This window comes from Williamsia sp. SKLECPSW1, from assembly GCF_054332755.1.
On sequence record NZ_JBTGLI010000001.1, the window covers coordinates 368385 to 381130 of the forward strand.

The 12746-nt window shown below is 71.8% G+C and carries 11 protein-coding genes; 1 reads left to right on the forward strand and 10 read right to left on the reverse strand.

The window, feature by feature from the left end; genetic code table 11:
- Positions 1-38: 38 nt before the first annotated feature.
- The 5 genes from ACXVUM_RS01790 to ACXVUM_RS01810 form a co-directional block, all read right to left on the reverse strand.
- The gene (locus ACXVUM_RS01790) at positions 39-728 is read right to left on the reverse strand and encodes a sirohydrochlorin chelatase (RefSeq protein WP_458520171.1); all 690 of its coding nucleotides are present in this window, start codon (positions 726-728) and stop codon (positions 39-41) included.
- Positions 725-1894 (reverse strand): uroporphyrinogen-III synthase, encoded by a 1170-nt coding sequence (locus ACXVUM_RS01795; RefSeq protein ID WP_458520172.1) that lies wholly within the window; start codon positions 1892-1894, stop codon positions 725-727. Before ACXVUM_RS01795 ends, ACXVUM_RS01790 begins: the two co-directional genes overlap by 4 nt.
- Positions 1891-2289 (reverse strand): nitrite reductase small subunit NirD, encoded by a 399-nt coding sequence (gene nirD, locus ACXVUM_RS01800; RefSeq protein ID WP_458520173.1) that lies wholly within the window; start codon positions 2287-2289, stop codon positions 1891-1893. The genes ACXVUM_RS01795 and nirD overlap by 4 nt, the downstream gene beginning before the upstream one ends.
- 104 nt (positions 2290-2393) lie before the next feature.
- The gene (gene nirB, locus ACXVUM_RS01805; RefSeq protein ID WP_458520174.1) at positions 2394-4907 is read right to left on the reverse strand and encodes a nitrite reductase large subunit NirB; all 2514 of its coding nucleotides are present in this window, start codon (positions 4905-4907) and stop codon (positions 2394-2396) included.
- Entirely contained in the window at positions 4904-6316 is a 1413-nt protein-coding gene (locus ACXVUM_RS01810) for a nitrate/nitrite transporter (RefSeq protein WP_458520175.1), read from the reverse strand. The genes nirB and ACXVUM_RS01810 overlap by 4 nt, the downstream gene beginning before the upstream one ends.
- A 242-nt stretch (positions 6317-6558) precedes the next feature.
- On the opposite strand from ACXVUM_RS01810, the gene ACXVUM_RS01815 reads away from it, so the two are divergent.
- Positions 6559-7395 (forward strand): glycine-rich protein, encoded by an 837-nt coding sequence (locus tag ACXVUM_RS01815; RefSeq protein WP_458520176.1) that lies wholly within the window; start codon positions 6559-6561, stop codon positions 7393-7395.
- Here the strand turns inward: ACXVUM_RS01815 and ACXVUM_RS01820 are convergent, their stop codons facing one another.
- From ACXVUM_RS01820 to ACXVUM_RS01840, 5 genes are read right to left on the reverse strand one after another with little or no spacing between them, the layout of a single operon-like run.
- Complete coding sequence (locus ACXVUM_RS01820; RefSeq protein WP_458520177.1) at positions 7396-8049, reverse strand: pyridoxamine 5'-phosphate oxidase family protein; 654 nt, start codon at positions 8047-8049, stop codon at positions 7396-7398. It abuts the gene before it with no gap.
- Positions 8050-8053: 4 nt separating this feature from the next.
- Positions 8054-8908, reverse strand: coding sequence for a TIGR02569 family protein (locus ACXVUM_RS01825; RefSeq protein ID WP_458520178.1), 855 nt, complete (start codon positions 8906-8908; stop codon positions 8054-8056).
- Between the two features lie 11 nt (positions 8909-8919).
- Positions 8920-10419 (reverse strand): MFS transporter, encoded by a 1500-nt coding sequence (locus tag ACXVUM_RS01830; protein WP_458520179.1) that lies wholly within the window; start codon positions 10417-10419, stop codon positions 8920-8922.
- Between the two features lies 1 nt (position 10420).
- On the reverse strand, positions 10421-11593 hold the full coding sequence (gene moeB, locus ACXVUM_RS01835; protein ID WP_458520180.1) for a molybdopterin-synthase adenylyltransferase MoeB: 1173 nt from the start codon (positions 11591-11593) through the stop codon (positions 10421-10423).
- 9 nt (positions 11594-11602) lie between these two features.
- Positions 11603-12595: a DUF3152 domain-containing protein gene (locus ACXVUM_RS01840; protein WP_458522755.1), complete on the reverse strand. Its 993-nt coding sequence runs from the start codon at positions 12593-12595 to the stop codon at positions 11603-11605.
- Between the last annotated feature and the right edge of the window lie 151 nt (positions 12596-12746).

Below are 12746 nucleotides of genomic sequence, written 5' to 3' on the forward strand. Positions count from 1 at the left end.
GACGTCTGGAAGCGCCCACTCGACGGGTCGACGAGGGGTCAGGGGGTGGCGAGTGTGTGTGCGTGGGCGCGGAAGCGCGCGGCGACGAGATCGGCGAGGGCCGGGTCGGCACCGAGCGGCTCGGCGACGAGATCGGCGCCCGCGCCCGTCAACCGCGCGTGGAACATCCCCGGCGCCAACAGGTGTGCCGCGACGGCGACCCGTCGGGCACCCGCGACCCGCGCAGCCCCGACAGCCTCGGCGACGGTCGGTGACGCGGTCGCGGCGTACCCGACGTCGACGGGCGCCCCGGTGAGACGCGCGAGTTGGTCGGCGGCCGTGCGGACGTCGGTGAGCGCGTGGGGATCCGACGATCCCGCGGCGGCGAGCACCACGTGGTCACCCGCACGCCACCCCGCCTCCCGCAGTCGGGCGAGCAGCACCTGCGCGATCGCCGGGTCGGGCCCGAGGGCCGATGTCACGCGGACGTCGGTGCGTCCGGTGCCCCGCACGTGCTCGGGGATGTCGACGCGGACGTGGTAGCCCGAGGCGAGGAACGCCGGCATCAGCACCGCCGGCCCGTCGATCTCGTCGAGGACCTCCGACGGCGTCGGGCCCAGCACGTCGACGAACGCCACCCGCACCGGACCGACACGGTCGGCGACGAGGTCGGCGAGTCGCGCGACGGTCCCGACACCGGCTGCCGAGCGCGTGCCGTGGGCGACGAGGACGAGCGTCGGGTCGCTCACTCGTCCTCCCACTCGAGGTCGACGGCCAGTCGGTACCCGCGCTTGACGACGGTCTGGACCATCGTGGGATCGCCCAGGGCGGTACGCAATCGGGCCATCGCGGTCTCCACCGCATGGGTGTCCCCACCGCCTCCGGGCAGGGCGGCGAGCAGGGTGTGCCGGTCGACGACACGACCGGGTACGCGGGTCAGGGCACGCAGCAGCGCGAGGCCGGCGGCGGTCAGCGGGCGCAGCGTCCCGTCGACGGTGACCCCGCGGGCGAGGACGACCATGTCGTGTCCGGACACGCGCAGCACCTGGGTGCGACGCGGGAGTTCGTCGGCGATCGTGCGGGCGAGCGCACCGAGACGGAACCGTGCGGGTTGGACGGTCGGCACCTGCAGCGCCTGCAGTGGTGCCGCGGTGACGGCGCCGACGCAGAGCGCGGGCACCGTCGTGCGCAGCGCGTGCAGGAAGTCGTCGAGCACGCCGAGTTCGCGGGCGCGGCCGAGCATCGAGGCGACGGCGGGCGCACTGGTGAAGGTGATGCCGTCGATGTCGTGTCCGATGGTCAGTCGGATCATCTGGTCCAGCGCGGTGGTGTCGGCGGGAGGTGTCCAGCGGTACACCGGGATCGGCACCACCGTGGCACCGGCCTCGCGCAGCACCGCGCACAGGTCGGGCAGCGGCTCCCACTCGGTGGTGGCGCCGTGCAGCTGTACGCCGATCCGCAGACCCGTGACCCCCTGCGTGAGCAGGTGGTCGATGACCTCGCTCGACGACTCGTTCGGCGGCGACCACTCCTCGCGCAGACCGGCGGCACGGATGGCGCCCTTGGCCTTCGGCCCGCGCGCGACGACCGTCGACCGCGTCAGCGCCTCGGTGAGCGCCTCGGCCGCGCCCCAGCCGTCCGCGGCCTCCATCCAGCCGCGGAAGCCGATTCCGGTGGTGGCGATGACGATGTCGGGCGGATCGCCGGTGATCTCGGCGGTCACCCGTTCGAGTTCGGCGTCGTCGGCGAGCGGGATGATGCGGATCGCGGGTGCGTGCACCACCTCGGCGCCCCGTCGCGTCAGCAGCGCCTCGAACTCGTCGGCCCGACGCGCCGCGGTGATGCCGATGGTGAACCCCGACAGCGGTGGCGCGGGGGCCTCGTCGACCGCCTCCGCCGGCGGGGCGGGGCTCACCACGCCGCGATGTCGACCCGGCCGTCGACCACCCGGGTGGCGAAGGTGCCGAGACCGACGGTGTCGTCGGTGTCCGGATCGGTCGGGGTCCCGTCGAGACAGAGGCCGGTCCGCAGCGAGAACACCTGCTTGAGCAGCGGCGAGGCGACGGTCGGCTCACCGTCCCGGTCACCGACGAGACCACGCGACATCACCGCGGCCCGCCCGAACGGGTCGACGTTGCCGACGGCGTGCAGATCGCCGGAGGACAGCAGGAAGAGAGCCACCTGCATGCCGTCGGGCAGCAGGACCGCGACGCCGCGGCCGGGGACCAGCGCGTCCAGACGGCAGGCCGGAACCCACTGCGTGTCACCCGCGGTGCCGGCGGCGGCATGGTCGTGGTGGGTGAGCGTCATGGTCGATCTCCTCGGTCCTCGTGTGCGTCCAGTGTGTCGCCGTCGTGTGACGACGACGTTTCGCCGGTGTCGGTGGGAGGTGACGCCGCAGGTCACCCCGCGTGTCAGTGCCTGGTCGGCATCCCCGGTGACCCCAGCAGCACCGGGACGCGGCGCCCGTCGGACTCGGTGAACCCGATCGTCGGGTCGGGCTCGTCGGGGGCGTTGACGAACGAGACGAACCGCGACAGCTTCTCCTCGTCCTCGAGGACGGCGGCCCACTCGTCCCGGTACCCCTCGACGTGACGGTCCATGTCGGCCTCGAGCTGTGCCGCGATCCCGAGGCTGTCGGAGCAGACGACGTCGCGCAGATGGTCCAGTCCACCCTCCAGCGACTCCAGCCACGGCGCGGTGCGCTGCAGCCGGTCCGCGGTACGGATGTAGAACATCAGGTACCGATCGATGTAGGCGACGAGCGTCTCGTCGTCGAGACCGGACGCCAACTGCTGCGCGTGCACCGGCCGCTGTCCGCCGTTTCCGGCGACGTAGAGGTTCCATCCCGACTCGGTCGCGATCACACCGACGTCCTTGCCACGGGCCTCGGCGCACTCGCGCGCACACCCGGACACCCCGAACTTGATCTTGTGCGGGGAGCGGAGCCCGCGATACCGCGTCTCCAGACGGACGGCCATCGCCACCGAGTCCTGCACGCCGTACCGACACCAGCTCGACCCGACACAGCTCTTCACCGTCCGCAGGCTCTTGCCGTAGGCCTGCCCCGACTCCATCCCCGCATCGACCAGGCGTCGCCAGATCTGCGGCAGCTGGTCGACGCGGGCGCCGAACATGTCGATGCGCTGCCCGCCGGTGATCTTGGTGTACAGACCGAAGTCCCGTGCGATCTCACCGATCACGATGAGTTGCTCGGCGGTCACCTCGCCGCCCGGCATCCGGGGCACCACCGAGTACGACCCGTTCTTCTGCAGGTTGGCGAGGAAGTGGTCGTTGGTGTCCTGCAGGGCGGCCTGCTCGCCGTCGAGGATGTGGTCCGACGACGTCGACGCGAGGATCGACGCGACCGTCGGCTTGCACACCTCGCACCCGGAACCGGTCCCGAAGCGTGCGATGAGCTCGGAGAACGTCCGGATGCCGGTTGATGCGACGACCTCGAACAGCTCGCGGCGGGACTGCGAGAAGTGCGCGCAGAGTGCGCTGGACAGTTCCACCCCCGACTCGGCGAGCAGCGTCGTGATGCTGGGGACGCACCCGCCGCAGGTCGTCCCGGCGCCGGTGCATCCCTTGACGGCCGCGACGTCACAGGCCCCGTCGGCGACGGCGGCACAGATGGCGCCCTTGGAGACCGCGTTGCACGAACAGATCTCGGCCTCGTCGGGCAGCGCGCCGACACCGATCCCGCCGCCGGACGTCGCGGGGGTGATCAGAGCGGCGGGGTCCCCCGGGATCGCCCGTCCCACCATGGGTCTGAGCGTGGCGTAGGCGCTCGCGTCCCCGACGAGGATCCCGCCGAGCAGGGTCGTCGCGTCGTCGGAGACCACGACCTTCGCGTAGGTCCCGGCGATCGGGTCGCTGTGGACGATCTCCAGCGCGCCCTCGGTGACACCCATGGCATCACCAAAACTGGCGACGTCCACGCCGAGCAGCTTGAGCTTGGTGGACATGTCGGCGCCGGCGAAGGCCGCGTCCCCGCCGAGGAGTCGATCGGCCACGATCTCGGCGGTCGAGTACCCGGGAGCGACGAGTCCGTAACACCGGCCGTCGACGGCGGCGACCTCACCGATGGCATAGATGTCGGGATCCACGCTGCGACAGCTGGAGTCGACGAGCACACCGCCCCGCTCACCGACGTCGAGTCCGGCGGCACGGGCGAGTTCGTCACGCGGACGGACACCGGCGGCGAACACGAGCAGCTCGGCGTCGATCTCGGTGTCGTCGGACAGGCTCACGGTGACGCCGCCGTCGTGGCGGGCCTGCACGGCCGTCGTCGACACCCCGGTGTGCACGGCGACGCCGAGTTCGCCGACGATTCTGGCCAGCAGCGCGCCGCCGCCGTCGTCGACCTGCAGCGGCATCAGGCGGGGCGCGAACTCCACCACGTGCGCCGACATCCCGAGCGACCGCAGGGCGTTCGCGGCCTCCAGTCCGAGCAGACCGCCGCCGACGACCACGCCGACCGCGCCGGGGTCCACCGACTCCGCGGCCGCGCGGATCGCGTCGAGGTCGTCGAGGGTCCGGTAGACGAAACACCGCGGATGGTCACGGCCCGTGACAGGCGGCACGAAGGCGTACGACCCGGTCGCGATGACCAGTGCGTCGTAACCGATCTCGGTGCCGTCGGAGGTGATCACCCGATGGCCGTCACGGTCGACGGTCTCGGCGCGGACACCGAGTCGCAGTTCCACGAGATCGTCGCCGGCGTAGTCGTTGCCCGCCAGCGCCAGGTCGCCGCGGTCCCAGGAACTGACGTAGGACGACAGACCCACACGGTCGTACGCGGCGTCGGACTCCTCCCCCAGCACCACCACGCGCCACTGACCGGTGATGTCGGCGCGACGCAGGTCGGTGACGAACCGGTGGCCGACCATCCCGTGCCCGACGACGACGACGGTCTTCACGCTCATGCCACACCCACCGCGGGCGTCGCGGTCGATCCCGATCCTGCACTCACCGTGGACTTCTCACCACGGGCGTAGAACCACCAGGTGATGACCCCGGCCACGACGTAGAACGCGAGGAAGACCCAGAACGCCGTCGTCGCCGACTCGTGCGACTTGTAGCTCGCGCGCAGGACCAGGTTGATCGCGACACCGCCGAGTCCGCCGAACGCGCCGGCGATGCCGATGAGGGCACCGGACATCGACCGCGACCAGGTGATCTTGCCGAACGCGTTGAGTCCCCGGTTCTCCTGCGCCTTGGCCTCGAACACGGCCGGGATGATCTTGTACACCGAGCCGTTGGCGACCCCGGAGATCAGGAACAGCAGGATGAACCCGACGATGAACGCTGCCAGCACCCCGCCGGTGATGCTGTTGTCGTTCGAGTCCGAGACCGTGCCCGCGGCGACCAGGATCACCGACGAGGCGACCATCGCGACGAAACACCACATCGTCACCCGGCCGCCGCCCATGCGGTCGGCGAGCTTGCCGCCGTACGGCCGCGACAGCGACCCGAGGAGCGGACCGATCCAGGCGATCTGCGCGGCGGCCAGCGCGGGCTTCGGGTCGCCGGAGGCGGTGAAGCTGATGTTGAGGACCTGGCTGAACGCGAACCCGAATCCGATGAACGAGCCGAACGTGCCGACGTAGAGCAGCGAGATCAGCCAGGTGTCGCGGTAGCGCAGGCAGTCGATCATCGCCTTCCCCGACGACGTCTGATGGTCGAGGTTGTCCATGTAGATCGCCGCACCGACGCCCGCGAGGGCCAGCAGCACGAGGTAGATGGAGCAGACGATCTCCGGGCGGTCCGACGCGATCGAGATGATCAGCAGACCGATCAGCTGCACCGCGGGCACACCGATGTTGCCGCCACCTGCGTTGAGGCCCAGCGCCCAGCCCTTGAGCCGCTGGGGGTAGAAGGCGTTGATGTTGGTCATCGACGACGCGAAGTTGCCGCCGCCGAGACCGGTCAGCGCGGCGACGAGCAGGAACCACCCGAATCCGAAGTCGCCGGGGTTGAGCATCAACATCAGCGTGAGCGACGTCGGGACGAGCAGCACGACGGCGCTGAAGATCGCCCAGTTGCGCCCACCGAACCGGGCCGTGGCCTGGGTGTAGGGGATGCGCAGGCAGGCACCGACGAAGGTGGCCGTCGCGGCGATGACGAACTTCTGGTCCAGCGAGATGCCGTACTCGGGGCCCATGAACAGCGCGAGCACCGAGAACAGCGACCACACCGAGAAGCCGACGTGCTCACAGATCACCGACCACACGAGGTTGCGGCGGGCGATGGCCTCGTTGCCGTTGTCCCACGCCTCGCGGTCCTCGGGATCCCAGTCGGTGATGTGGTGTCTGCGTCTCGTGGTGGTCGTCACGGGAGTCCTCTCGTGGCACGGCGGGTGGTCGCGGCTCACGCTAGGGAGCCGGTGTTGCCGTGATGCGTCCCGCGATGACCCCGGCGTCACGGTGTTCTCACCCCTGGTCCGAGGCGCCTGTGAGACGCGCGTCGGGCAATCGAGTCCGGGCCGGGGGTGCACCTCGTAGAGTCAGCGGCGACACGCAGTCCCCTCCGACGCCGGTACACCCGCGTCGGGGGCTCTTCGAGGAGGACCATCCGATGCCACGCCGTAGGCGGTTGTCGACCGTCGCCGCCCTGCTCGCGGCGGTCACCGCCACCATCGTCACGGCTCCGGCCGCGTCGGCCGCGCCCCTGCCGCGCAACTGCACGCAGGCGCTGTTCCAGAGCGACATCCGCTGCACCTTCACCTACACCGGTGCGCCGCAGGTGTTCACCGTGCCGCAGGGATTGCGACGGGTGCTGGTGGAGGCGGTCGGTGCCGGCGGCGCCGACACCGGCGGATCGGGCTTCGCGTCCACCAAGCCCGGCAAGACCTTCGCCTACGCACCGGTGTTCGGCGGGCAACGCCTGTTCGTCTACGTCGGCGGCAACGGCCAGCACAACGCGCCCGGCAGCCGGATCGGCGCCGGCGGCTACAACGGCGGCGGCGCGGGATACCCGAACGGTGGCGGCGGCGCGAGCGACGTCCGCACGGTCGGTGGGGATGCGATGTCGCCGCAGTCGTTGGCCTCGCGGCTCGTCGCGGCCCCCGGTGCCGGCGGGTCGGCGGCGACCCGCGGCGGCGACGGCGGACGGCCCGGCGACAGCAACGGCCTGCGCCTCGGTGGCGGTGCCGGCGGCCCGGACAACGGCGGCAGCCCCGCAGGAGACTCGCAACCCGGTCGGCTCGGTGTCGGCGGTGCCGCGTCGGCGACCGGTGGCGGTGGCGGCGGTGGCGGGTTCTTCGGCGGCAGCGGTGGCTACAGGGGCGCCGGCGGTGGTGGCGGTTCGCCGCTGCCGTTCTCCGCGACGACACAGGTCGCCAAGTCGGGCGAGGGTGCCCGCGTCACCATCGTCTACGACGGGCCGTGCACGCCGTTCTGCTTCGGCAGCTGATCAGCGGTCGGACTCGCCGCGCACCGCGGCGAGTTCGGCACGCAGGCGGTCGTTCTCGTCCTGCAGTTCGGTGATGCGCGCGGCGTAGGGCGCGGTCCGCTCGGCCACCATCTCCGCGGTGTACTGGGGCACCATGCTGCGTGAGCAGTTCCAGTCGAACGCCTCGACATCCAGTGTCACACACCGCTCCACACGCGCGGCGACGGGCCGACCGGCGATGTGGCCCAGCGTGGTCGCGAGGTCGGGGTCGTCGGCGGCGTCGACCACCCGGGCGCGGGCGAACACCTTGATGCGGGTGCGGCGCGGGAAGTCGGCGACGAACACGGCGACACGGTCGTCGGAGTCGATGTTGCCCACCGAGACGAACTGCTGGTTGCCGGGGAAGTCGGGGAACCCGAAGCGGTTGCCCCCGAGATGATGCAGGAAACCCGGTGGGCCGCTGCGGTACTGGATGTACGGCCACCCCTGCGGTGTGATCGAGGCGAGGTGGAACTGGAACACCGACGTGAGCAGACGGACCTCGCGGTCGGTGATCTCCTGAGGCCCGTCGTCGGGGGTGTCGAGATCGGCCCCGTAGGCGACCGCACTGCCGACACGGTCCTGTCGTCCGAGCGCGTGCGGCCCGAACGCGATGTGCGAGTAGCGGCGCCCCACGTCCTCAGACCATCAGACGGACGATGTCGACCACGCGCGACAGGCCGGCCAGCGCGCCGGCCGACGACCGCGGGTGCAGGGCGTGCACGGCGAGACGGAACAGCAGCGCGCGCAACATCATCTGCGGCCACTCGGGCAGGTCGGACCAGCGGGTGACGAGATCCTCGTCGGCACCGCCCCACGCCAGGGCGTCGACGACGACGACCGCCGACGCCCACGCCGCCGGTCGCCAGTACGGGACGAAGTCGGTGATCCCGGGTGCCGCCGCACCGGCGAAGAGCACGGTGCCGAACAGGTCGCCGTGGACCAGCTGCGGCGGTGAGGACACCGGTGTCCGCAGGGTCGCCAGCGTCTTGAGCATCTCGATGCTGCGGGCGCCGTCGGGAGACGTCGGTTCGCCGAAACCCGCTGCGCGCGCGGACCGCAACGGGACGTCCTCCCACGCGGCCCGATCGGCCGCGGTGAAGACGTCCACATCGGTGTAGGGCGGCGCGGGTGCCTGCAGCAGGAATCTCGGACGCTCGATCGCCGACGTCACCTGGTGCAGACGGTTCGCCACCGAGACGACCTCGTCGTGGCGGGGCTCGGGCGAGCCGGCGATGTAGGTGTCCGCCCGCCAGCCGGACACCACGTAGCGCCCGTCGGTGCCCCGGAGCGGGCGCGCCACGCGCAGACCGTCGACGAAGAGGTCCTCGCGGACCGTCGCCGACCATGCCGCGCGGGCGTGATCCGGGACGAGGGACAGCACCACCTCACCGATGCGCCAGCCGCCCTCCCACTCGCGGGTGAGCGCGATCGGCTCCGTCCCGGACAGCCCGAACGTCGCGACGACGTGCGCGGGTGGTTCCGGTGCGTTCACGAGAGGTCACGTTACCGATCCGGGGTGTCGTTGCCGGGGAGGCGCCCGGCGGTGTCCGCGGACGTCGCGACCACACGCGCGGTGGCCGGACCGCGCCCGCGCAACCCCACCCCGGCGATCACCGCACCGAGCAGGGCCACCGCGGCGAACACCGGGACGGCTCGACGGAACGTGATGTCGAACGAGGCGTCCAGACCGGTCGCCGCCGAGGTGCCGGCGATCAGGGGGATCGCGGCGACGGCGATGAGCCCCGCCGCCCGGGCGACGGCGTTGTTCACCCCGCTGGCGAGGCCGGAGTGCGCGTCGTCGACCGCCGCGAGGACCGTGGCGGTCAGCGGCGCGACCAGAGTCACCAGACCGATGCCCATGAGCAGCGCGCCCGGCAGGACGTCGGTGACGTAGTCGGTGTGCGGCCCGATCCGCAGGAACAGCAGCAACCCCCCGGCGAGTGCCACCGCCCCGACGGTCAACGGCACGCGGGGCCCGATCCGGGCGGCGAGCGCGGCCGATCGCGCCGAGAGCACCAGCATGAGGACGGTGACCGGAAGCAGCGCCGCGCCCGCCCAGATCGCCGGGTAGCCGGCGACCACCTGCAGCTGCAGGGCCGTCAGGAACAACTGCCCGCCGATCGCGGCGTACACGGCGAACGTCATGACGTTGACGACGGTGAAGGTGCGGGAACGGAACAGGCGCGGGGGCACCATCGGTTCGGGTACGCGCCGTTCGACGACGACGAACACCGCTCCCGCCGCCACCCCGACGACCGCCTCGGCGACGATCTCCACGGTCGACCCACCGTCGGCGGCGCGGATCAGCGCGACCGTCGTGGCGGCGAGGGCGACGATCGCCGCACCGGCGCCGAGCACGTCGAATCCGTGGTGCTGCTGAGTGTCCCGCGTCTCCGGCACGTGGCGCACCGCGACGACGATGCACGCGACCGCGACCGGGATGTTGACCAGGAACACCCAGCGCCACCCGGGACCGTCGGCGAGCGCACCGCCGACGAACGGACCCACCGCCGAGGCGACACCGCCCAGCCCCGACCACAGCCCGATCGCGCGGGCGCGGTCCGCGGGCCGCAGCGACGACTGGATCATCGCCAGCGATCCCGGTGTCAGCAGTGCTCCCCCGACGCCCTGCACCGCGCGGGCGGCGACCAACACCTCGATCCCCGGGGCGAGTCCGCACGCCAGCGACGCGAAGGCGAACAGGACGATGCCCACGATGAACACCCGGCGACGCCCGAACCGGTCGCCGAGCGAACCGCCGAGCAGCACCAGCGCCGACAGCGTGGTCATGTAGGCGGTGACCGTCCACTGCAGCGACGCGAGACCGGCGTCGAGGTCGGCGGCGATCCGCGGGAGCGCGACGTTGACCACCGTCGAGTCGAGCATGACGATCGCCGTGCCGAGGACGGCAGCGGCCACGACCCACCGCCCCTGCGCGGAGGCGAGCACCACCCCGGCCGAGCCCTCCGCGGTCGGATCGGCGTCGGCCGAGGCGGCACTCACCTCAGTAGACCGGCAGCGACGGGTCGACCTGACGGGTCCACGCGACGATGCCGCCGTCGAGGTGCCGGACGTCGGTGACACCGGCGCGGCGCAACGCCGCGAGCGCGCGGGCCGATCGGACGCCGGTCTTGCAGTAGAGGACGGCCGGACGGTCCCGGGGTATGCGGTGCAGCGCGGCACCGGACTCGATGTCGCCCACGGGGATCAGCGTGGCGCCGGCGATGTGGGCGATGTCCCATTCGACGGGTTCCCGCACGTCGATGAGGACGGGTGGGGCGGGCGCGTCGAGATCGGCGCGCAGATCGGTGGGTGACACGACGTCGGGGAGGGCGGTCGGCTCCGAGTGCGCGGCGGTCCCGCAGAACGCGTCGTAGTCGTCGAGCGCGGTGATCCGCGGGCTGTCCGGGTCCCTGCGGACGTCGACGGTCTGGAAGCGCATCCGCAGCGCGTCGTAGAGCAGCACCCGCCCGAGCAGCGGGTCGCCGGTACCGGTGACGAGCTTGACCACCTCGGTCGCCATGATCGACCCCACGGTCCCGCAGAGCATCCCGAGCACACCGCCCTCGGCGCAGGACGGCACCGACCCGGCGGGCGGGGCCTGCGGGTAGAGGTCGCGGTAGGTGAGCCCGCGGTCGTCCGGGGCGGCGTCCCAGAAGACCGACACCTGACCCTCGAAGCGGTAGATCGATCCCCAGACGTACGGCACCCCGGCGAGCACGGCCGCGTCGTTGACGAGGTAGCGGGTGGCGAAGTTGTCCGTGCCGTCGACGACGAGGTCGTAGCGCTCGAAGAGTGCGACAGCGGTGTCGTTGTCGAGTGCGTGCTCGTGCAGCTCGACCGCCACGTGGGGGTTGGTCTCGGCGATCGCGTCCCGGGCGCTGGCCGCCTTCGACCGTCCGATGTCGGACTGGCCGTGGATGATCTGACGCTGCAGGTTCGACTCCTCCACGACGTCGAACTCGACGATGCCGAGGGTTCCCACACCCGCGGCCGCGAGGTACAGCAGCACCGGGGAGCCGAGACCGCCCGCGCCGATCACGAGGACGCGTGCCGCCGTCAGACGACGTTGACCGTCCGGTCCGATGTCGGGCAGGACGAGATGGCGGCTGTACCGGGCGATCTCCTCGCGTCCCAGCGGTGGCGCGGGATCCACGAGCGGCGGCAGCGATGTCACCGGTCCAGGCTAGGCCTGTGGGAACGGCCAGGGGTTGGCGCGGCAGGTGAGGTCACGGTCGGCGCGCATGTCGGGGTCGAGCGCCATGATCTGACTGTTCGAGACCCCGAAGGTCTGCTGCATCATGATCGGCGCCAGCGCGCCCTGGGCGCCGCACGGTTCGTGCTGTTCGTAGCCGATGGCGTGCCCGACCTCGTGGTTGATCAGGTACTGCCGGTAGAGCAGGTCGTCACCCTGGTAGGACACGGCGCCGCGGACCCACCGCGCCTCGTTCACCGTGACGCGGCCGTCGGGCGGGTAGTAACAGCTCGACTCGAGCTTGATCTGGTAGCCGCACAACTCGCGCGTGGTTCCGGTGGAGGTCAACGCCACCCGGAAGTCGGGGGTGCCGGTGTCGACACGGCGGAAGGCCACCGCTCCCCCGCCGATCCAACTGCGTGGGTTGGCCAGCGTCGCGTCGACGAGCTTGCCGAAGCTGCTGTCGCTGCCGTAGTCCGCCGGGTTCAGTCCGTTCTCGACCTGGATCGAGTAGGTGTACGTCCGGCTCGCCCGAGGGTTCCCGACGACGCCCGTGGTGCCCGGCACCGTTCGCCACGTCTTCGCGCCCATCGTCGTGAACGCGCCCCCGTCGGGGAGCTGACCGGCGGGCAGGCTCGACTCCGCGATCGATCCGCGCGGGGCGCCGATGGCCGTGGTCTCGGTGTTCACCGCCGGGTTGCGCGCCTCCGACGGTGTCGTGGCCGGCGGAGCCGACGACGACGAGCCGCCGTCGGCGATGGTCACGACCAACAGGACGACGGTCAGGACGAGGAGCACGGGGATGGCGTAGGCGCGCCACCCGTACGTCGAGACGAACCGTCCGATCGCACTCTGCGTCTTGCGTGGCGGTCGCGGTCCGCGACGGCCTCGGGTGCCGAGGTCGATCGGATCCCAGTGCGCGCGCAGCGGCTGGTCGTCCCGAGGACGGTCCGCGCGCGGGGGGACCTGCGCGCCGGGCGGCAGCGCCGGCGGCGGAGGCAGCGGGCGACGATCGGGCCCCTGCCGCGACCCCGTCGGCACGGGACCCGACGGATGGGGGCGCATGCCCGACGGGAGGTCCCCGGACGGGGGACCGCCGGGATGCGGACCCGGTCCGGGCCCGGGGTACCGGCCA

Bases quoted from the DNA above. Each gene is read 5' to 3' on its own strand.
- ACXVUM_RS01815 (WP_458520176.1), top strand. From the start codon at position 6,559: ATGCCACGCCGTAGGCGGTTGTCGACCGTCGCCGCCCTGCTCGCGGCG.
- nirD (WP_458520173.1), bottom strand. From the start codon at position 2,289: ATGACGCTCACCCACCACGACCATGCCGCCGCCGGCACCGCGGGTGAC.
- nirB (WP_458520174.1), bottom strand. From the start codon at position 4,907: ATGAGCGTGAAGACCGTCGTCGTCGTCGGGCACGGGATGGTCGGCCAC.